The following is a 21,300-nucleotide window of genomic DNA, read 5'->3' on the forward strand; positions in this document are numbered from 1 at the left end:
TATGTGAAATCTACCTTTCTAGTAAATTCAGAATGATAGATTTATTTTTAAAAACATTTTAAAGGTTCTTATGAACTTATTATATGAACTTTTGTCGAAATATGCAAGTATTATTTACTTCCGACAGTTTGGTGACAAAGGAAAAATTAAGCAAAACAGAATTGACTTTAAATGAAACAAAACATATTATAGGTTCATAAGAACTTTTTATTATTTTTGGAGGTGAAAAGATGGAAACATTTCATCTCACACGAAACGAAATGGCTACCCTTCTTCTATCATTAAGAGGATGGAATACGAAAAAGCCTCTCGGTATTTTACAAGAAGCGTGGGCAAAGTCACATAAAAAAGATATTGAAAGCGGACAAAGCGTAACTGCTTTTATTACTACCGCACTTTCACCTATTTTTGAAAAACTAATTAAAATTGAAGATACAGACGTTGGTTTTTCATTAAATGAAATAGTTGCGCTTGGAAATCAAATTGAAAATACAAGTTTCTCAGTAACGGCCATGCAAAACTGGGTGAAACGAGATATAAAAGAAATGATTGGCTCTCCTCAAAAAGGAAAAAAATATTCAATTGAACAAGCAGCCTTACTATTCATTGTTGAAGATTTAAAAACAGCACTTGATTTTGAATCCATTCGTAAGCTATTACGCCTTATCGTAAATGACCCAGCCGATCGAAGTGATGACTTAATCAATCCTGTTCATTTATATGGAGCATACTCTTCTCTATTTGAAGAACTCAATCAAGGGAATTGCTTACAACTAAATGCAACAGATACAATCCATACAATTGAAAACATCGTAAAAGAAAGAGCTGATAAAATTGCAAGCAAGTTCGATCAGGTTAACAACGAACAACGTGAAGCAATTCGTAACGCTATTATTATTGCGACCCTTTCTGTACATACCGCTTATGTACAAATGTTAGCGAAACGTTACGTAACAGCAACTTTATTTTTACAAAATTTAGAAGTGAAACCGTAAAAAATAGGAGCAGAAATGCTTCTATTTTTTTATAACGAAAACAAGCATCAATCTGTTACATACTTAGAACAGGTTGATGCTTTTTTCTCTAGGTATTAATTATAAAAAACCATAATCGCCTATTATTAATTCAAAAATGCTCATCTCATTCTATTAAATTTCAAACAGGCTTTCTCGATAAATTTCATTCCTTCATCATTGTAGCTCTTTATAAATTTCAATTTGAGCTTTTGAGCTATTAGCAAAATTTAGCCAATCCTGTCTTACATTACTAATATTTTCAGTTACCACAAGTTCAACAATATCTAAATGTGAAACATTCGTTGTTATCGTTTTGTTTATACCATTAACTTTAGCACCTGACATATACTTAGCGATCTTAGGGTTTAATGCGAAAGCAAAATCAATTACAGTAGCACCTTGCGGTAAGTTCACGGAATCTAACTTAGGAGTAAATACAACAATATTATCTTGGAATAGTTCATATGATACTAAATCATAAAATTCAACCGCATCTTGAGTTACTAGATCATTTGTCTTAATAAAATGATCCATTAATTTATGAATTATATTTTGCATCTCCTTATCAGTTATACTTTTTGTAAGTACATGAAATACTCCTTTATCTCGTATCTCTTGATTTATTTTTGTTTCAATACATATCACTATTTCATGGTTATTGATCACCACTTTGGTCTTTAAGTATCTGTTTAATACATCACTTTCAATTGCTATATTATCTTCAAATTGATATGGAATTGGTTTGTATAGCTGATGTATAATTCCTAATATTTTATAACACTCTAAATTATTTGAGGCCGTGATAATTATTTTTGACACTGCTGTAATGTCTTGAATATCTTGGAGACGAGAATAAGCTGTATAAATAGGGCTTACTTCATAGTCGACTTCAAATATTAAAGATGTATTCAGAAAATTATTTATATCTAACATAATATTTTGAGACAAATCCTCTAATAACTTAACATAATTTTGTAAAAGAATACTCATTCCCTTATATTTAGAATGGTTAAGATAATAAAAACCTAAATCTTCTAACTCGTGTTGAACATGTAATAGCCCTAATCTTTTACAAATCGGAGCAAAAATTTTGAGTGTTTCATTTGCATAAGGAACTTGTTTCTTTACAGCTTTCACCTGTAAAGTTCTCATATTATGTAGACGATCTATCACTTTTATAATAGCTACTCTTATATCTCCTTGCGTAGCTAACAATAATTTCTTTAAATTTATTGCTTCATACTCTTCTTTATTAGAGATTTGTTTTTTATCAATTTTAGTTAACCCTTCTACAATATCAGCCACTTTTTTACCGAATATATCACGTATATACTCAATTGTATAATCTGTATCCTCCACCACATCATGTAGTAATGCTGCAACTAAAGTTATTATATCTGCCTTACAATCTAACAAAATTTCTGTAACTGCAAATGGATGAGTAATATACGGCTCACCGGAAACGCGAAATTGTCCTTCATGTGCTTTCTCAGAAACTAATATAGCTTTATGTAATTGTTCGATTTCTGCTTTATGTAGATATAAGGCCTTTTCTAATAATGCTTTTTTCATATTTTCACCTTCATCACGTTAATTTTCTATAAAATTTTATTAACATTATAATTCGTTATTAGAAAGTGAAGTACCTGTCTAGGTGATAAGAGAATATTTATATTTTTATTCTCCTTGAATTATTTTTTAATTTTCAAACCTATAAGCCACCCTTTGAAATACTTTTGTTTTTATCAGCCGAATCATATCTCTATCCCAAATAGAAAATAGTCCATAATTTTAATTCTTATTATGCATACATTACTCTTCTCACTTTGGAAATTAAAAGCCTATAACATTATCATTTATATATAAGAAATTTTTAATAATCTTTTCATTATCTCTTCATGAAAACTAAGCTCATATCCTGTACTATACTACTTATGAGAGACATAAAAGAATTGAAATAGCAATCCTCTATACAAATAAGGTATAATCTACACATGGTGAATCTTTTATGTTATTAAGTATTAGGTTCACCTATTCAAAAATACATAAATTAGAAGGTGCAACAATGGTAAGTAGTTTTATTCATTCAGTATTAACGTTTTTTGAAGGATTAGGTTATTGGGGCATTATGCTTGGTCTAATGATTGAGATTATTCCAAGTGAAATCGTCCTTGCTTATGCGGGATTCTTAGTATTCAATGGTAGTATCTCATTTGTAGGCGCCGTTGTATTCGGTACAATTGGCGGCGTTATTGCTCAAATCTTTATTTATTGGCTTGGACGATACGGTGGACGACCTATATTAGAACGATACGGAAAATATATTTTCATTCATAAAAAACATATAGATGCAGCTGAAGATTGGTTTAACCGTTACGGGACTGGTGTAATTTTCACTGCACGCTTTATTCCAGTAGTACGTCATGCGATTTCAATTCCTGCTGGTATTACAAAAATGCCATTATTACGTTTCACTACATTAACAGCACTTGCAATCATTCCTTGGTCTATCATTTTTATTTATTTAGGTGAAAAACTAGGTCAAAATTGGGAGAATATAAACGATATTGCGGGACCGTATGTGAAGTCTTTCGCAATTGGCGGCGTCATACTTATCCTACTATACTTCATCCTTAAAAAATGGACAAAAAAACGTAAAAATCTTGCTTAAGATAATATAAAAACCGCTATACATTCATTACGAACTATAGCGGTTTTTTATATTAAAATTGACTAATCTTTCAAAATCACAAGCAAATCCTTCAGTTTAACATTTACATGGATAAGCAACAATTCATTCATTCCTTTCGTATATTATATCAAAAAGGAGTGATTTCCCTATGCATTGGCAACAAAAAATACAATACTTAATCGGACGCCCTATCGGTATTTCCTTCATAAATGGGCAGGGAACTTCTGGTGTATTATGTTCAGCACATGATGGTCAATTATATGTGTATGAATACCTTTATCAAGCGCAGTTCGCAATGAAGCATTATGATTTTAGACAAATTCAAGATATACATGCCTTTCCGAATTGCCCACATCAAAATACTCTATACTAAAAAAGGAACAGCTTATAGCCGTTCCTTCTTCTCCACTCTTATTTTTCAGTATAAAATTTTTGTACTGCTTCATCAAAGTAAATCCAACCTTTCCAACCTAAATGAATTGTATCTTTTAAGAAATACTTATCATATTCATGGCCAGAAAAATCAACTACTGGGTATCCTGCTTTCTCAACTTGTTCCCGAACTTTTTTATAATACACTTCACGGCGTTCTTTAGGGAAACCAGCGTAATCATACCACGGTCCGTTTACAGGTACAGAAATGAATAGTGGCTTAACATTTTTCTCTTTAAATATATTTAAAACAATTTGTAAGTCATCATATTCTGGTGATTCTTCATATGATTCATTTGCTCTAAAGTTTTTTAAACCTTTTAATTTTTTCTTTAAATTATGTTTATAGTAATACGGATTTTCAATTCCGAATGTGTTTGTAGTAGATTCCGTTTTTCCTTCTTCCTCCGCATGTTTACGTGCATCTACCCAAGAAATTGAACGTAGTCCCATATTTGTTTTTTCTTTCATCGGTTCAATCTTAAATAAGGAGTTAAATACATCTCTATGATCTAAAATATTTCGATGCATATAAGCAAGTGGTTTAACTAAACCTGCTTTTATGTTATGTTTCGTATCATTATATACAATACCTTCTAATGAATTTTTTAATATATCATCTTTTTGAACAACTTTATAGTCTAATAATCGTTTCGCAATTTGCTTCTTCATTTCAACATTTATTGTATCGTTAAAAATAAAATGATATGCTTGTTGTTTGGAGAAATTGTTAGTAAAATCCCCTTGTGATACACCCGTTTTAGTAAACCATTGTGGTGATAGAACAAAGACTACTTTTTTACCTTCTAACTCATCCATTGTAGACGTCATATTTAATATATGAGCTAAACTTTGTGTACCGCCAATCCCCATTAAATATGGTGTAAAACCTGCAGGATTTACTTTAAAGTAATTAGATGGGTGATATGCATCCATTCGTAAAAATTCAGATGAACCATACATCGGTAAATACTGCGAATTCTCTAACATTTTTTGCTGTAAGAAAACACTTTGTAGTTTTTCTTTTTGTAAGGAAGTTGCCGCATCTTCTACCTTCTTATCACTAATAAGTGATACTAAACTTTTCGATGGGATTAATATGATAATGAAAAAAAGCACACACGCTAAAATTATGGGACCAAAAGCATGCTTCATTTTCATCGTCTCTTCCTCTTTCTATCGCTATTAAATTGTAACCCTTGTTTTTGACACGCCATCATTTCTCTCCTTTTTCTCTATACATGTCCCATTCTATTTATCTATTATATACATGTATGTATTTCTTTCCTTGTTCTATTAAGTTCTATACAAATATCGCAAGAAAATGTTTCCATAGAAACACGTTAATTATACAAGATTCTACATAAATTTCACACTGGAATTTTACTAATAATTTTATTTTTAAGACATGAAAAAATATATAAAATGTCTATACATTTGAAACTGTACAAAAAAACAGACTATCACATACGTGAAGTCTGTTTCTCCATAATTTTATTTCTGCACATCTGCCCATTTTAAACTTGTAGCTGGACCGAATTGATGTACATATAAATCTTTCACATGCGGCTTTTGTAAGTATGATAATCCGCGCTGGAATACCGGTGCAATTACTGCATCATCCAGTAACATTTTCTCAGCATCTTGCATTGCTTTCCAACGAGCTTTTTCATCATTACCTAATTCTGTTTTAATCTTCTTAATTAACGCATCATATTCTGGGTTTGCATATTCTGTATTGTTCACACTACTTCCAGAAAGGAATACTTCTAAGTAAGTCATTGGATCTGGATAATCCGGTAACCAGCGTGATAGTGACATTTCATATTCTTTCTTCTTCTCTAACGCTAGTTTTTGCGTGTGTGGTTGTAATTTTACATTTACCTTTAAGCCTGGTAAGTTTTTCTCTAGCTCTTCTTTAATGTATTCTCCTACTTTTTTGAAGTTTTCTAAGTCATAGTTTAATAATTCAAGCGTCACTTCATTTGTACCGATCTCTTGCTTCGCCTTTTCCCAATATTCTTTCGCCTGTTTTACATCAGTTTTATTAAACTCACCTGCTGTACTTCGAAAATCTTTTTTATCTGGACCTTTTAAAAATCCTTTTGGTACGTAATAGTTCGCCGCAACCGAACCATCATTTAAAAATGAAGTCGCAAGTCCTTTCTTATCAAACACTGTACTTAGCGCAAGCCTTGCGTTTTTATTTTTAAGAATCGGTACATTTTCATTGAATCGGAAGAAGTACATAACCGGATCTGTATATTGTTTTAGCTCTTTATTACTTTTATATTTATCGACGAATTCTGTAGAAATGACAGCTCTATCAACTTTATCTGTTTCATATAAATTTACCGCAGTTGAAATTTCTTTAACAATTTGATAGTTTACTTCATCTAGCTTCACTTCTTTCTTATCCCAATACTTATCGTTTTTTTTCAGTGTAAAACTAGCTTCATGCTTCCACTCTGATAATGTAAATGGCCCGTTATACACCGCTTTATTTGCTTCTAATCCGTACTTATCGCCCTGCTCTTTCGCATATTTTTCATTAATTGGATAGAAGGACGGTAAAATTAGTAGTTTCGTAAAATACGGTACAGGATGTTCTAGTTCTACAACGAATGTTTTATCATCCGTCGCTTTTACTCCTAATTCATCTAAACCTAATTGTTTCTTATTTATTTTCTCCGCATTTTTCACATCGTAAGCAATGTATGCATATTGAGAAGCAGTATCCGGATTAATCAGCTGCTTCCAAGCGTATACGTAATCTTGTGCTGTTACTGGATCTCCGTTAGACCATTTCGCTTCACGCAAGTGGAATGTATATGTTTTTCCATCTTTACTTACTTCATATTTTTGTGCTCCAGCCTCAATCACTTCATCATTTTTCGATAAACGGAATAATCCTTCCATTACGTTATTTAAAACGTTAAACGATACCGCATCTGTTACTTTCCCTGAATTTAATGACGGAATTTCACCCGTTTCTAGTAACTGTAATACTTTCTTCTCATCTTTCGGCTTTGTCGTTGTTTTTTCTTTTGCGCATCCTACTAAAAATGAAGAAACTAATAGAGTACTAACTAATGAGTAACGAACAACTTTTTTCATTTGAAAACCCCCTCTATTTTTTAAGGTAAGTAACGACGAGCACCAGCGTATTCTTCTATATATCCTGGTGTATTTAGCGATATAATCTCTACTGATCTTTCAGCTCTCGGTGAGTGAATCATATTTCCGTCACCAATATACATAGCAACATGGTGAACACTACCTTTTCCTTGATCATGTGCAAAGAAGATTAAATCTCCTTTTTGTAAATTTTCTTTATCAACTGCAACTCCATTTCTCGATTGCGGACCTGAATCCCGCGGAATTGTAATACCGTGTGATTTATAAATCGTATGTGTAAATCCAGAGCAATCAAATCCGAAACCACTTGTTCCAGCCCATATATACGGTAATCCTAAAAACATTTTTCCAGTGTTTATTAAATCATCAGCTGTCGGAGTTGGAATATCATTTTGCGAACGGTAAACTGTCCCATCATTTTTTCGTAGCCAAGCTTTCTGTCCGTTTGGTAACAACACGCGGTATGAAATCGTATCTTCACTAAGTAGTGGCAGTCGCGTATTATAGCTCACTTCAAGTGATTTATGTTGTTCAGAAGGATTTATATATAAAATGGCTGTCGGTTTCGTTACTAATACGAAAGGTTCATTTGTTTTATCAGCAAATTCTTGATTATATGTTAACTGTTTTTCGGGCATCCACCCTGGGTAGCCCTCTTCATTTCGAGGTGTTGGCTGACCATGGACTAACACTTTAACCCAGTCCCCTTTTTTATCAACAACCGTTACTTCTTGACCTAATAACGCTTGCGTTTCTAATTTATTTGCATTTGTTAACCAAAGTTTCTCGTCAAGCGTCATTGATTTCGTCCACTTCCACAAATCAACTGGGTTTGTAGCGCTCGGTGCATCAATTGGCCGTAATGAATCAGGCGCAGTCCAAAGTGTTGCAGCAGATACATCGATAAACGCTTTACTATCTTTCTTCTCTTCAGCATTTGCTGATGTAAACGATGAAAATATAAATAAAGTTGTTAAAAATGCAGTTCCTACTTTTTTCATACATATCCCCCTTAAAAGATAGTTTACTAGTCTCTTCTCCTAAGATTTACTATTCACTGTCGTTTGAAGGTTTACCTTTGATCCAGAATAAGTCATTCCTTCCGGTTCTTCCATTAACCAAAGCGGTGCATCCAAATCGAAGTAATGAATATTAGGATGTGCAGCAGCTAAATGGGCTACAGCGCTAACAGAAAGTGAAGATTCCATCATACTTCCGACCATACATTTTACACCAGCTGTTTCGGCAATATCGGCAATACGCCACGCTTCACGTATGCCGCCACATTTCATTAATTTAATATTAATTAAGTCTGCATATCCTCCTTGAACAATTTTCAATGCATCACTCGCTGAAAATATGCTTTCATCTGCCATAATGGGCGTTTGTACATGATCTTTGACATACTTTAACCCATCCCAATCTTTCGCATGAACAGGTTGTTCAATAAACTCGATATTTAAATTACGATTTTCCATCTCTTTAATGATCGTAACCGCTTCTTTTGGATTCCACCCTTGATTTGCATCTAATCGTAACGTCGTATTTTTTGGTACACTATTTCGAATTGCTTCAATACGTTCTAAATCTAAATGAGCAGATTTTCCCACTTTAATTTTTAAAGTTTGAAATCCTTTTTCTACATGTTGCTTTGCCTCTTTCGCCATAATAAAAGGCTCATCTACACTCACCGTAATATCTGTATGAATTTCTTTCTTTCCGCCTAATAATGCGTAAAGTGGAACGTTTTGGTGTTGACAATACACATCATATAAAGCAATATCTACCGCGGCTTTCGCACTTGGGTTTCCAATACAACTCATTTGAATGTGCTGCAGTAACTGCTGAAATTGAATGATATCTTGACCAATTAAACAGGAACGCATCGGTCCTAAAATTGCTTCTTCAATCCCGTTAGCGAAATCACCTGTAATAACTGGTGTTGCGGCTGCAGCCCCCTTGCCAATAACTCCTTCGTCTGTATGAATATATACATCTATACTTTCTATTTCAGTTACGGTACGAAGCGCCGTTTTAAACGGTGTATGAAGATTTACACGTCTACGCTTTACTTTTACATCCGTAATTTTCATATTGTTCATCCTTTCATTGTCTGACAAAGTGGAACCTTAATCCACAAAATAAATTAGTTTTTTACGAACAATTAATCTCCTCTTTCGCTTACTTTTCATATAGGAGATTAATGTGAAATAAAAAAAATCCAGCCATAAGAAGATTCTTATGGCTGGATTTTGTCTAGGAATAGGTAGACAAAGCAGCAATTTGATTATATTTTTTCTGCGCATCTTTTAACGCTACAAGTAGTGCCTTTTGAGACGAACCGAAGTATCTATTTTTTATTTCTGTTACCAATAGTGGATCATTAATATTTTTATGTAGAAACAAATATTTAACGAATTGAGATGTTAATGCAATTGTCGCTGAGCAATCTGCATCTACAATTTCCCCTGTCTCCTTAACAAGTACAAACGCTACAAAATAACTTTTGAACTTTTCGGTAATAGGATTATTTTGAGGTGCTTTCGCATCCCCTACGATATAAATTGTATTTGAAGCGTACACAGCTATCTTCCTTTCTAATACGGGATAACGGTTTTCTTAATAGTCGTATGAGTGATAAACTCAACGTTGATTAAGAAATGTATCCGCTTACCTTTTATTATAATACAATTGACAGAATTTTAACAACATTTATTTCAGTGTATATTCCATAAGTATAAAAACAGCTCAAACTCTTCATTTTTACAATATGTGATTGTTACTTGTACCATGCCATTCATACATAAAAAAACAGCTAGCAATCGCTAACTGTTCTATTACACTACTTCGGCAACACAAATATAGTTTCATTTGACTTTGAAAATTGATATTCTTTTCTCGCAAACTTCAAAATTTCTTCCTCATCGTCTGTTAAATTTTCTATGTTAGTCTTTAAAGAATCCTGGTCTTTCTTTAAAGAGACCAATTGTTTTTTTTGATTCGTTATTGTATCTTTTTTTTCTACGATTATTTCTTGTTGTTTCGTTAAAATAAATTGAAGGTACAAAGTAGCCGCCGCAATAAATATAAACATGAATATAAATCGTCTTAGTTTTTTCTTATTAATTGCTCGCTTCTCATTAGGCTGTGATAGTTGCTCTTCTATATTAGGAACATTTATTCGCTTGAGTTTCCTCATTATGAAATCCCCCTAACACATATATTTTCACTACCCTCGGCATAATCCCTTACTAACTATAATTCTATTCTTATAAAATAAGCTCCTTCACAAAAATATCTTACAAATCAACCAATTAAAGATAGCATTCGACGACATTTCCATATTTACTTTGAAATTTTTTATGTATGCTGCCATAAAATAGTAGTTTCTGTTATTCTTTTTCTATTATTGTAGAAGAGTTTTTTTACACACAAAATACCTTCCCTACATATCGATGTTATAACATGCTTACAAGGAGGAAAAATATGCATTACCGTACATTAGGTAAAACTGGAATAACTGTCTCTGAAATAGGTTTTGGGGCATGGGCAATCGGTGGTGATGAATGGGGACCTGTTAACGATAAACAATCTATAACCGCTATAAAAAAAGCAATTGAGTGTGGTGTGAATTTTATTGATACTGCAGATGTGTATGGTTTAGGACATAGTGAAAAGTTAGTGTCTACCGCAATTAAAGGATATCGTAATGATATTATCCTATCAACGAAAGGCGGTTTAATCGGACATCACTACGATCCGAATGGAGAACCTGTATATGATACTCCCGAAAAAATCATCGCCGTATTTGAAACAAGTTTACAACGTCTTCAAACAGATTACATTGATCTTTATTTTTGTCATATTTGGTGGCATAACCGTAGAGAAACAGAAGCATTTTTACGTGCATTTGAAGTATTAAAACGTGATGGAAAAGTAAGAGCAGTCGGTGTTTCGACACATGATTTACAATACATTCGACATTTCAATAAAAACAATGAAATTGACATCGTACAACTTGATTACAATATATTGAATCGAAAACCAGAAAATGATATTTTGCCATTCTTACAAGAAAAAAATCTAGGAGCTGTTATTCGTGGGCCGTTAAAAATGGGTATTTTAACTGGAAAATTCACAAATAAAACAACTTTTCCAAATGGAGATTTACGCAAAGATTGGCCAAATGAAAATTGGTTTCAAGAAGACTTACAAAAGGTAGAGAAACTTCGGTTGCTCTCAAATAAAAATCAGACCTTAGGGCAACTTGCACTTCGCTATATACTCACTCATCCAGCAGTGAGTGTTGTAATCCCAGGTGCAAAAACAGAAAAACAAGCACAAGAAAATGCAAATGCGTCTGTTCGCCCTATTTTGAGTGATGAGGAGATTAGCTATATTCAATCAATATAAAAAAGCCCGGCCTGGGCTTTTTAATTTTGTAAATCAATATCATATTCCATACTTTTAGCTGTTTCCTCAGCAATCTCCACACCTAACAAATTTTTTACAATATGAAATGACATGTTAAAACCAGCTGAAATACCTGCAGATGTAATAATGTGTCCTTCATCTACAAATTTCACATTCTCCATTACTTCTACATTCGGAAAATCTTTTTTGAAGGTTTGAATACTAGCCCAATGCGTTGTTGCTTTTAAGCCTTCCAGTAAACCGGCTTTCGCAAGTAATAGCGCACCCGTACAAACTGAAGTCATTAGCTTTACTTCTTTCATTTGCTGACGAACCCAATTTATTATAATATCATTTTGCACTTCATTTTCCCGAACACCTTTACCACCTGGAATGATTAAAATATCAACTGGCGGTAAATCTTCAATACTATAATCTGGCTTTACCTTTAATCCGTTTCTTGCTGTAATCATTTCTCCATTTTGGCTAACTGTATACACAGTAAATGGTTTTTCTTCATCCTCTTCGGTTACAGAAAAAACTTCAAATGGCCCAGCAAAGTCTAACACTTCTACCTCGTTAAATAAAAATATGCCCACACTCCATTTATTTATCATACGTTCACTTCCTGTTTTAAATAATGTAAAAGGTGATCATGTTCTTTTTCTAATGCAATATAATATGCTGTTCTCCCATCTTTCAAAATATTTAAGTTTCCCCTTCTTCTATATGTTCTATTGATTATGATATTTTCCTGTTAAAACTACAGTTTACATAATAATATTATCTCTCCAATAATTATCTGTTATTTTAAATATTGAATTTTTTCGTTAAAATAACACTAATCATGTTTAATACGGAGGAGAAATTATGTTAAAAGTAATGCCTTTAAATAGTGAAGACTATGATTTAATTACAGCTGCTGAAAAAGTAATCGAAAAAAACTATAAATATGGTCGTCATCATATCGGATCAGCTGTAAGAACTAAAACAGGTAATATTTATGCAGCAGTGCATGTTGAAGCGAATGTTGGAAGAATAACAGTATGCGGTGAAGCTATGGCGATCGGAAAATCTATTTCAGAAGGTGATCATGAATTTGATACCATTGTCGCAGTTGCTCACCCACACCCTCATGAAGATATAGAAAAATGTTGGGTTGTTGCTCCATGTGGTATGTGTCGAGAATTAATAAGTGATTACGGAATAAATACGAACGTTATACTTTCATATAATGGTGAACTTGTAAAATGTAACGTAATGGAATTATTACCTGAAAAGTACACAAGTGAAGTAGAATAATCATTCATACTTTCAACATATCAAATAATATTATTCCAATAAAAAAACAATCCATTTTTAAAACGGATTGTTTTTTTATTTCTTTTTTAAGTAGTTTTTTTATTTTTCTATTTTCAATAATTATAAAATCAGCATTAACAAAAATGAAATCCAAATATTTAAGTATGCATTGTGATTCGTTTTTTCATTTGAAAACAAAAATAAAATTTCTCCTTACATTTGAAAAACATTAATGTGAACTCTCTAAAATCAGCAACCTTATCATACCAATCTATAACAATTCTGTCTTCTTCCCTTACCTGTTTCCTTTAACACATATGATTTTAAAACAAGCGCTGTTAATGAATCTGTTAATGTTTTATATGATAAATTAGATAATGCTAATAGATCGTTCGTATATAACATTCTATGCTTCTCTAATAATAATAGTACTAATCGTTCCGACGGTTTTAATGCCTCATCACTTTCTAGTATAAAGTCTATATTTTTCATTTCTCTAATTGTTACTCCTTATATAAAAAAATACTTGCACAACTAATTTAATATAAAAATAATACACAACAAGATTTGAAGTATATTAAAATAACATCGTTTCGAAACACTATTATACTATAACATAGAAAAAGCATTTCCCGAAATAGGAAATACTTTTTAAAATCGCTTATATGTTTCTTCCAAACTTACATTATATTTCGAATTCTTATCCGTACAATTTCCTCCTAATTTTTGCTGGTCATACCGATGTATTTGTAATCAATCGAGTTCTTCTAAAATAATATAAACAAATAAAAACGGTTAGTCTATCATACTCTAAACATAAATGAATAACCGTTTTCCAGCTTCTACTCAAATACATGTACTACCTTAAATATTTCTTGCAATATGCGGCTTACTGTAATGACTTGTACCACCACCGCCTACTACTACTTTACCGCCTTTTTCAAAAATTAATAGTTTACTTGAACCATCTGCAAGAAGTACTATTACTTCAGCATTATTACTTGTTGCTACATAAATTACATAGCCACTTTTTGATATACATGTTTCCCAATTCGCATCAAATTCTGATCTTACTACACGATTGGAATACACTTGATTTTCAATTCTGTCTTGTTCTACGTTTTCCAAATTTATCCCCTACTTCTCTAAAATATCATTTATAGAAAAATAACATTTCTATTTGAAATAGTAACTGCCTTTAATATAAGTAGTATATGTAGTTAGTAGAAGAATGCTTGGACAACCGGAACGTAATACCGTGTAAGTAATATACAATTGAAATAAGGCAGCCGATATTATATCGATTGCCTTATTTTCATACATAGTTCTTTATTTTTCGTTTCGCACAGCTTCAAAAGTAAACATTTGACTTGCATTTGACGGTTCTTTTTCATAAACATAGTCAGCGGAGTAAGTAATGTTAGAGAAACCTATACTTTCTAGCAGAAGTTTAAACTCTTCTATTCCATACCAGCGTATCGCAAAGCGTTGTAGTTCTGTTTGTACTAACTGCCCTTTACTCCATTTTTCATATTTTAAATATGATAGAGTAACTTGGTTCAGCCAATCTATTTCAATTGATTTATTTTCTAATGTAATTCCGTCTCCACTCGGCAAAGAAAAAGTCGATGTATGAATCTCTCCTGTTTTCCAGTCATGCGGAAGCATAATATCTACGATTAATCGCCCGCCTGGATTAAGATGTTCATAAAAACATTTCAATGCGTTTATAGAATCTGTACGATTTTCAATTAAACAAAAAGATCCAGTTGGAATGATTATTGCCTCGTATTTATGTGGCAGTGAAAATTGTTGTAAGCTTCCTTGATATAAATTAGGATGTAAGTTTCTCTCTTTACATCGCACGCGGCACGATTCTAGCATTTCAGGTGAATAGTCAATCCCATCCACTTTAAAACCAGCTTCAAGAAGTGGGATGATAACACGCCCTGATCCTACTGCCGCTTCAAGAATTCTTCCTCTACCATTTTTTAAACGTTCTTCGTAATACTCAATATCACCATTTAAAGAATAACCGACAGGCTTAGTGAAATCATAAAGTTCCGTGCAAAGTGTACTATAAAAACTAAACATTTATTTTCTCCTCCGTTTTATACGTACGGAAGATTTTCATTCAATTAATCTTCCTGTACCTTTATTTTTAATAAAAATTCGAAAGAGCTGACTGTCATAATATATCACTCGCTTTCCATACAATATAATTATATTGTATAATATTCCATTCAAAATGAACATATGAAAATTCAGAATTATATTGAAAGGAGGATATGATGAATTCATTAATTGGATTTATTTTTCTTCTTATCACTTTTAATACACTCATTTTCTTTATAGCAAAGAAATATCAACGAATATGGAAAATAGCCAGTGGTATTTTCATACTTTCTTCTCCCGTTGTTTTCTTCGCCACCTTGCACGTAATTGGTGAAAAAGTAGGAGATGGATTCGCTGGAGGTTTTGCTGGGCTTACCTTTAGTGGTCTATTGATCATGAATGCTATTTTTTTATTTGTTGTAAGTATTTTTGTATCTACTAATAAACATTCACATTAAACTCCCCATTTCAAAGTTTAAAGAGCTTACTATGCAGTAAGCTCTTTATTCATAACTATTTATTTCACAATCGGCAATGTTACTTCACTTAATTTTACTGTAAGCTTCGTGCCCGCTTTCGGTCTAATCGTATAATCATAGTCACTAGCGATTAAAATGACCCCTATTTGATGCCCCGCTTTAAATACATGATCATCAGGCTGCATATCCCATGTGAATGTATAATCTTTGCCCGGTTGAATCGCTGTTGAATTTTCTATCCTCTTTAAGTTTTGTGGATCCATCCAGCCTCTCGTTACAATTTCCGGCTTTTCTCCACCATAGTCAACAAGTAAAGCAGTTAAATTTGATACAGATCGATCAATATTTCCTGTAATTGAAATCTTTGGTGTACCGCTTATACGCGTATCTTTTTGAAGTACAGGCATTGTATACACTAATCGATTGGCTACTTCTAATTCTGGGTTTTCTATTAATTGATTTGATTTCATTTTTGCATCATCCACGAATGAGAAAACTTTATTTGCAGAGCCCATACTTAATGGCAAATTAACTGCTTTGTTACTTAAATACATACGAACTTTTGACGTTACAGCTGCTGGATCCGGCCAATTTTTTATTTTATCCCAAGTTTTATTTTCACGTTGTACATCCACCATCGGTTCATTCATAATCCCATTTTCAATTCCATACAACCAGTAATCGAACCATTTATTTTGTGTTCTTTGCCAATCATTTGTTGATGTTCCACCGTGTCCACCTTGATGTAACCACATTTTACGAGGGACATCATTTTCTCCAAGTGCTTCCCACCACTGCGCAAACTGCTTCGTCTTTACATTCCAATCATTTAAACCATGAACAACAAATACACTCGCTTTTACGTTTTTAGCATCTTTTACATAATTACGTTTATCCCAAAAATCATTATAATTACCAGTTTTCCGGTCCTGTCCAGTTGTTAGCTCTTTTATTACTTGTCCGCAAACTTCAGGATTTTCTCTTGTTAGTACTGCTTCTGCCATATTATCTGTATCTTCTCCTTGGTATCCACCAGGCGCAATGACTGCACCGTTTGCACGATAATAATCATACCAACTACTAATCGCTGCGATTGGAATAATTGTTTTTAACCCTTCCACGCCAGTCGTCGCAACTGCATTTGGTAACGTACCATTATAAGAAACGCCTGTCATACCTACATTTCCTGTTGACCAATCAGCCTTAACTTCATCACCATTTTCTGTATATGCTTTCGCACGCCCATTTACCCAATCAATGACAGATTTCGTCCCTAATATTTCTTGCTCATCCCCAGTAGTTGGACATCCGTCTGACTTTCCAGTTCCTATACTTTCACCTAAAATGACTGCATAGCCTCTTGGCACATAATAATTTCCATATGAACCAAGATTAACAGCTCCATACGGTTTCCCTTCATACGCATACAATTCTTCATCTACATTATATACAGGAACATCTTTTAAGCCAGATCGATATGGACTCATTTCATATATAACGGGAACTTTCACATTCGAATCAGTTTTTGGACGCATAACTTTTACTGATACACGATCCTTTTTTCCATCTCGATCACTATCAACTTCCGTCTCTACAAATAAATTTTCGATAATTGCTTCATCAAGCGAGTAGATCGGCTTTGTCATCCCATTTTCTAATTCAATCTTCGTATTTGATTGTAGTCCTTCTGCACCTTTCCCATTTAACTTCACGCCATTCTCATTTATGTAGTTTGTTTCTTTCTTGTCTGCATACGCAGTCATACTAGAAACTCCTGATGTGACTGATAAAGATAAGATTGTTGATAATGTAATTGCTATTTTCTTTTTCCCCATACTTTTTCCTCCCCATATATGTCTCCTTTTACTATACAACAAAATAACAGAAAATTCAGTTTATATTTCATGCAACAACTTGAAAAATTTGTAGAACACTCTTCAAACGAGCTTTCGAGGTTATACATTCTGATTTACTACTCTCATATAATCAAAAAAAACATCGCCTAATAATAGACGATGCTTTTTATAGTTTCGAATTAGTCATTCTTCATATTAATATAAAATCTTATATCTCCCTCTATTGTAGAGACTCCATAATCAAAACCATGTCTTTCTAAAATACTTTTCACTATCGCTAAACCTAGTCCTGTACCAGAATGGTCTTTACTACGAGAAGATTCTAAGACGTAAAAAGGTTCCCAAATTTTATCGATATCTTTCATTTGTTCAGCATTCATACCATTTTGAATTTGAAAATATATATTTTCATTTCTATCTTCTAAAGTAATTTTTATATTTTGATTTGCTGTATATTTTATCGCATTAGATATTAAATTTTGAAAGACCATTTTCATTTTATTTACATCAGCATTAACAACTGCATCGCTAACATTATAGTTCACTTGCAAATTGATTTCTTTCGATTCCAGTTCAATCTTATGCTTATCTAATATACTTTGGACTAGTGATTTAATATCGAATTCTTCTTTTTGTAAAACATCTCTTTCTAGTTTAGAAAATCGTAATAACTCTTCAATTAGGTTTGAAATGTGATCAGTTTGTTTAATGATTGTATCTATGTATGTACCATCATCTAAACCATCTTTTATTCCCATAGAATATGCTTTCACTAATGCGATTGGAGTCTTTAATTCATGCGTCACATCACCCATAAATCGTTTTAAATGTTCATTTCGATCTGTTAAATCTTCATGCGCTTCATTTAGTTTTTCACTCATGATATTAATACTATTAGCTAAGTCCCCTATTTCATCATTTGTTTTCACTTTCGCTCGTTCAAATTTCAAATTTGAAATATCTTCTGCAACATTACTTAATTCTTTCAATGGTCTGGTGATTGTCGTTGAAAGTATCCATACAAGTACGATAATAAGAAAAATCGTAATGCCAAAAATGTAAAAATAAAATGAATTTAACGCTTTTATTATTTCATTAGAATGTGCGATCGAAACTCCTACTAAAATTAACATATCGTCTTTCGCAATGTATTTCACAAAAAAACTAGATTTAATCTTTTCTTGATCATATATTTTATTCGCTTGCCCGAAGTTCTTTACTTTCATTACTTCTTCTTTTGTAATCCAAAGTTTATTAAGGGCAACCCTTTTCCTTGTAAGTTGCATACGTAACTCATCATTAATTCGATCTTCCGAATTGTTAATTGATGTATACGCAATCGTAACATTTCCTTTATTTTCAATGCTAGTAATTGCTTCATCCAGTTGTTTGCTCGGTATGGACTGTATTTGTGCTGTAATACCTTCTAAACTTTCTCGCGTTTTGTAAATATTATATTTCGGTAAAAGATAGTTAATTAATAATAAAGAGATTGTAAAAATAAGAATAACAGTTAAAGAAATGCTGAGAAATAGCTTTTTTCCAAGTTTATTCACTCTGCTCCTCCAAACTATATCCTAAACCACGATGCGTCTTTATAATATTTTCTCCTACTTTTTTACGTAATCTTCTTACATGTGTATCAACAGTTCGCTCTTCTCCGAAATAGTCAAATCCCCATACGATATCTAACAATTTTTTTCGAGTTAAAATCATACCTTTATGATTTAAAAAACACTTTATCAATTCTAACTCTGTTTTTGTAATATCTAACTCTTTGTCATTTTTATAAACTTTATTTTTAGTGAAATCTATTTTCAAATCTTGAACTTGAATGACATCATCATGCTGTATAAGTTTTTTCGCTCTAGTTATTAATACGCCTGGATGAAATGGTTTTTTTACATATTCATCTGCGCCACTTTGAAGTGCTGCTAATTCATCTTCACTTTCACTTTTCGCTGTAAGCATTAACACTTTTACGCTTGAATTCTTTTTTATTTCCTGACAGACAGTAATACCACTATGTTTCGGCATCATCCAATCTAAAACAGCTAAATCAACTTTTCCATCATAAAATATTTGAAGTGCTTCTTCTCCATCTTTTGCTAATAAAACTTCGAAGCCTTCTTTCTCGAAATAAGCCTTTAAAATCCTTAACATATCTTGTTCATCATCTGCTATTAATACTCTCATACATTATCCTCCATTGCTATTAAACAAAAACCAATTGTATTATACAACTTCTTTGTTACATCAATGTGACAGAAAAATATTTGAACGTTTTAAGGGTATAGTAAAAACGAGGTGTTGTATTATGATTAAAAAAATCGGGGTCATTACTCTTCTTTGTTTCTTATTATCAACAAATGTGTTCGCAAATACAAATCAACAAATTGAAGTGTTTGATTGTCAAAAAGAAATGGTCGTTCAAAAACAATCTTTAGATCCAGCTATTCAAAAAGAAGCTGTTCAATACGCTAAATCCATTACTGGCCCGTTCAAAAACTTAAACGTCGTTCCAAAAGATGGTCACATGATAAAAATCCCATTATCTAAACCAATTTCTATTACAAATCAATGGTTACATACAACAATTGATGAAGTACTTATTCTCCTCCCGCTTAATCAAAAACCTTATATTATGCTTTACGATGATGAAAACAATCCGCATTTTTATTATGTGAAAGGTAATCCGAAGGGATTATTGAAACAAATGAATGTTAAATTATAATGTAAGAAAGATCCCACAAATATCATTTGCGGGATCTTTTATTTATCAGTTAGCAACTACATTTTCATTTAAAAAATGAATAACCTGTCTTTTATGATGATTATCATGATCTATAAATTCTTTAATAATATATATAAGAGAATACGGCGTTCCAGTATGAGGACAGTGTGATACCCCATTGGCTGTTAAAGGTGTCTTTAGATTTTCATCTGGTAGTAATCTAAGTTCTTTTACGAGTAATTCTCTTTTAGCTTTTGCTTCTTCAAGAAGTTTCACCTTAGATATACCTGATTTAGCATAATTAGATGCTAGTTTATTATATGTATCAAAATCAGGGAACTCCATTCCCTGTCCATTTCTCACTGATGATAATGTCTCACATAAAAGATAGTCATCCCAGTTCATAATATGTGATATGATCTCGCTAATAGTCCATTTCCCTTCTGATATTGGAGCCACCCACAATTCCTCTTTCATACCTTTCAATGTATTTAACCAAATTGAATATTCATTAAAATCATTAATAATTTTATTCTCTCCCATTATGTAATTCCCCATTCTAATAATAGATTCGAATAAATTATACCATCAATCTATACAAAAACGAACAAAAGTTCTGTTAGAGAGATAAATATTAATTCACTACATCCTTTTATGTAAGTTCAAATAATGGCTTGCTCCCACATATTTTATCCCTTTCACAAATCCACTCGAAGTATAAAATTTGTCACCCTGTTCTGTATCTGTATGTAAGACAACAATATTAAAATATTTTTTCGCTTCGCCTAAAATTCGCACTAACAGTAACCTCCCTAATCCTTTCCTTCGGTATTCTTTTGCAATATAAAATCTCCTTATCCTACCAATCCTATTGTTTTCTGTATATGGGTCCTCATTTAACCCTCCTATTCCAATTAACTTTTCCCCTTGAAAAATACCATATAAACATTCTCCAGTTTTATTAAATATGTTTATTGTATTTTCATATTCACTTATTAGTTTTATTAAGAAATTAAATCCTTCTTCTTTGCTTTCTTGAACAAGATAATCGTGCTCGTATTTCATTAAATCTTCAATTTGTTGAATATGTATATCTTTCAAGTAAATTCCCCCTTAATATAAA

Annotated in this window: 23 protein-coding genes and 1 pseudogene; 7 read left to right on the top strand and 17 right to left on the bottom strand. The window is 32.4% G+C overall.

Features of this window, described 5'->3' with window-relative positions:
• Positions 1–230: 230 nt before the first annotated feature.
• Positions 231–995: a DUF1836 domain-containing protein gene (locus GFJ36_RS14875; protein ID WP_087980697.1), complete on the top strand. Its 765-nt coding sequence runs from the start codon at positions 231–233 to the stop codon at positions 993–995.
• Positions 996–1,190: 195 nt separating this feature from the next.
• On the opposite strand, the gene GFJ36_RS14880 is transcribed toward GFJ36_RS14875, so the two are convergent.
• Positions 1,191–2,588, bottom strand: a complete 1,398-nt coding sequence (locus GFJ36_RS14880; RefSeq protein ID WP_098230679.1) for an HD domain-containing protein — start codon at positions 2,586–2,588, stop codon at positions 1,191–1,193.
• A gap of 493 nt (positions 2,589–3,081) precedes the next feature.
• On the opposite strand from GFJ36_RS14880, the gene uptA reads away from it, so the two are divergent.
• A complete protein-coding gene (gene uptA / locus GFJ36_RS14885) occupies positions 3,082–3,687 on the top strand; it encodes an undecaprenyl phosphate transporter UptA (RefSeq protein ID WP_061664652.1) in 606 nt (201 codons plus the stop codon).
• A 169-nt stretch (positions 3,688–3,856) separates the two neighbouring features.
• Positions 3,857–4,081, top strand: coding sequence for a hypothetical protein (locus GFJ36_RS14890; protein ID WP_000558704.1), 225 nt, complete (start codon positions 3,857–3,859; stop codon positions 4,079–4,081).
• Between the two features lie 38 nt (positions 4,082–4,119).
• On the opposite strand, the gene dltD is transcribed toward GFJ36_RS14890, so the two are convergent.
• The 6 genes from dltD to GFJ36_RS14920 form a co-directional block, all read right to left on the bottom strand.
• Positions 4,120–5,301 carry a D-alanyl-lipoteichoic acid biosynthesis protein DltD gene (dltD, locus tag GFJ36_RS14895; protein WP_087983830.1) on the bottom strand — a complete coding sequence of 394 codons (1,182 nt, stop codon included), beginning with the start codon at positions 5,299–5,301 and terminating at the stop codon, positions 4,120–4,122.
• A gap of 333 nt (positions 5,302–5,634) precedes the next feature.
• Positions 5,635–7,257: a peptide ABC transporter substrate-binding protein gene (locus tag GFJ36_RS14900; protein ID WP_097891947.1), complete on the bottom strand. Its 1,623-nt coding sequence runs from the start codon at positions 7,255–7,257 to the stop codon at positions 5,635–5,637.
• Positions 7,258–7,277: 20 nt separating this feature from the next.
• Positions 7,278–8,279, bottom strand: coding sequence for a C40 family peptidase (locus GFJ36_RS14905; protein WP_097891944.1), 1,002 nt, complete (start codon positions 8,277–8,279; stop codon positions 7,278–7,280).
• Positions 8,280–8,318: 39 nt separating this feature from the next.
• Complete coding sequence (locus GFJ36_RS14910) at positions 8,319–9,380, bottom strand: dipeptide epimerase (RefSeq protein WP_141555007.1); 1,062 nt, start codon at positions 9,378–9,380, stop codon at positions 8,319–8,321.
• 154 nt (positions 9,381–9,534) lie between these two features.
• The gene (locus GFJ36_RS14915; protein ID WP_048547447.1) at positions 9,535–9,861 is read right to left on the bottom strand and encodes a DUF3870 domain-containing protein; all 327 of its coding nucleotides are present in this window, start codon (positions 9,859–9,861) and stop codon (positions 9,535–9,537) included.
• A 259-nt stretch (positions 9,862–10,120) separates the two neighbouring features.
• Positions 10,121–10,477, bottom strand: a complete 357-nt coding sequence (locus GFJ36_RS14920) for an FtsB family cell division protein (RefSeq protein WP_001228712.1) — start codon at positions 10,475–10,477, stop codon at positions 10,121–10,123.
• A gap of 287 nt (positions 10,478–10,764) precedes the next feature.
• Between GFJ36_RS14920 and GFJ36_RS14925 the strand changes: the two genes are divergently transcribed.
• On the top strand, positions 10,765–11,691 hold the full coding sequence (locus GFJ36_RS14925; RefSeq protein ID WP_048547451.1) for an aldo/keto reductase: 927 nt from the start codon (positions 10,765–10,767) through the stop codon (positions 11,689–11,691).
• A gap of 20 nt (positions 11,692–11,711) precedes the next feature.
• Here the strand turns inward: GFJ36_RS14925 and GFJ36_RS14930 are convergent, their stop codons facing one another.
• Together GFJ36_RS14930 and GFJ36_RS14935 are read right to left on the bottom strand one after the other, a co-directional pair.
• A complete protein-coding gene (locus GFJ36_RS14930; protein ID WP_157349671.1) occupies positions 11,712–12,308 on the bottom strand; it encodes a DJ-1/PfpI family protein in 597 nt (198 codons plus the stop codon).
• Positions 12,305–12,388: pseudogene (locus GFJ36_RS14935) on the bottom strand (ankyrin repeat domain-containing protein); the annotation flags it as partial. The pseudogene GFJ36_RS14935 and the gene GFJ36_RS14930, both read right to left, overlap by 4 nt.
• Before the next feature lie 173 nt (positions 12,389–12,561).
• On the opposite strand from GFJ36_RS14935, the gene GFJ36_RS14940 reads away from it, so the two are divergent.
• Positions 12,562–12,993: a cytidine deaminase gene (locus tag GFJ36_RS14940; protein WP_087983825.1), complete on the top strand. Its 432-nt coding sequence runs from the start codon at positions 12,562–12,564 to the stop codon at positions 12,991–12,993.
• Between the two features lie 261 nt (positions 12,994–13,254).
• Here the strand turns inward: GFJ36_RS14940 and GFJ36_RS14945 are convergent, their stop codons facing one another.
• From GFJ36_RS14945 to GFJ36_RS14955, 3 genes are all read right to left on the bottom strand, one after another.
• Positions 13,255–13,485 carry a hypothetical protein gene (locus GFJ36_RS14945; RefSeq protein WP_000789031.1) on the bottom strand — a complete coding sequence of 77 codons (231 nt, stop codon included), beginning with the start codon at positions 13,483–13,485 and terminating at the stop codon, positions 13,255–13,257.
• A 372-nt stretch (positions 13,486–13,857) separates the two neighbouring features.
• Positions 13,858–14,121: a hypothetical protein gene (locus tag GFJ36_RS14950; protein ID WP_000432423.1), complete on the bottom strand. Its 264-nt coding sequence runs from the start codon at positions 14,119–14,121 to the stop codon at positions 13,858–13,860.
• Positions 14,122–14,322: 201 nt separating this feature from the next.
• A complete protein-coding gene (locus GFJ36_RS14955) occupies positions 14,323–15,087 on the bottom strand; it encodes a class I SAM-dependent methyltransferase (RefSeq protein WP_087983824.1) in 765 nt (254 codons plus the stop codon).
• Positions 15,088–15,284: 197 nt separating this feature from the next.
• Here GFJ36_RS14955 and GFJ36_RS14960 point away from each other — a divergent pair, with 197 nt between their 5' ends.
• The gene (locus GFJ36_RS14960; RefSeq protein ID WP_097891938.1) at positions 15,285–15,566 is read left to right on the top strand and encodes a hypothetical protein; all 282 of its coding nucleotides are present in this window, start codon (positions 15,285–15,287) and stop codon (positions 15,564–15,566) included.
• 59 nt (positions 15,567–15,625) lie between these two features.
• On the opposite strand, the gene GFJ36_RS14965 is transcribed toward GFJ36_RS14960, so the two are convergent.
• From GFJ36_RS14965 to GFJ36_RS14975, 3 genes are all read right to left on the bottom strand, one after another.
• Positions 15,626–17,422 (bottom strand): Xaa-Pro dipeptidyl-peptidase, encoded by a 1,797-nt coding sequence (locus tag GFJ36_RS14965; protein WP_097891936.1) that lies wholly within the window; start codon positions 17,420–17,422, stop codon positions 15,626–15,628.
• 200 nt (positions 17,423–17,622) lie between these two features.
• Positions 17,623–18,999 (bottom strand): sensor histidine kinase, encoded by a 1,377-nt coding sequence (locus GFJ36_RS14970; RefSeq protein ID WP_087983821.1) that lies wholly within the window; start codon positions 18,997–18,999, stop codon positions 17,623–17,625.
• Positions 18,992–19,639, bottom strand: coding sequence for a response regulator transcription factor (locus GFJ36_RS14975; RefSeq protein WP_087983820.1), 648 nt, complete (start codon positions 19,637–19,639; stop codon positions 18,992–18,994). The genes GFJ36_RS14970 and GFJ36_RS14975 overlap by 8 nt, the downstream gene beginning before the upstream one ends.
• A gap of 121 nt (positions 19,640–19,760) precedes the next feature.
• On the opposite strand from GFJ36_RS14975, the gene GFJ36_RS14980 reads away from it, so the two are divergent.
• Positions 19,761–20,177 carry a hypothetical protein gene (locus tag GFJ36_RS14980; protein WP_087983819.1) on the top strand — a complete coding sequence of 139 codons (417 nt, stop codon included), beginning with the start codon at positions 19,761–19,763 and terminating at the stop codon, positions 20,175–20,177.
• Positions 20,178–20,222: 45 nt separating this feature from the next.
• On the opposite strand, the gene GFJ36_RS14985 is transcribed toward GFJ36_RS14980, so the two are convergent.
• Positions 20,223–20,720, bottom strand: coding sequence for a DinB family protein (locus GFJ36_RS14985; RefSeq protein WP_073515359.1), 498 nt, complete (start codon positions 20,718–20,720; stop codon positions 20,223–20,225).
• A 99-nt stretch (positions 20,721–20,819) separates the two neighbouring features.
• Positions 20,820–21,278: a GNAT family N-acetyltransferase gene (locus tag GFJ36_RS14990; protein ID WP_097891933.1), complete on the bottom strand. Its 459-nt coding sequence runs from the start codon at positions 21,276–21,278 to the stop codon at positions 20,820–20,822.
• Positions 21,279–21,300 lie beyond the last annotated feature (22 nt).

It is taken from the genome of Bacillus sp. EE-W1, assembly GCF_009760835.1.
Taxonomy (GTDB): domain Bacteria; phylum Bacillota; class Bacilli; order Bacillales; family Bacillaceae_G; genus Bacillus_A; species Bacillus_A wiedmannii.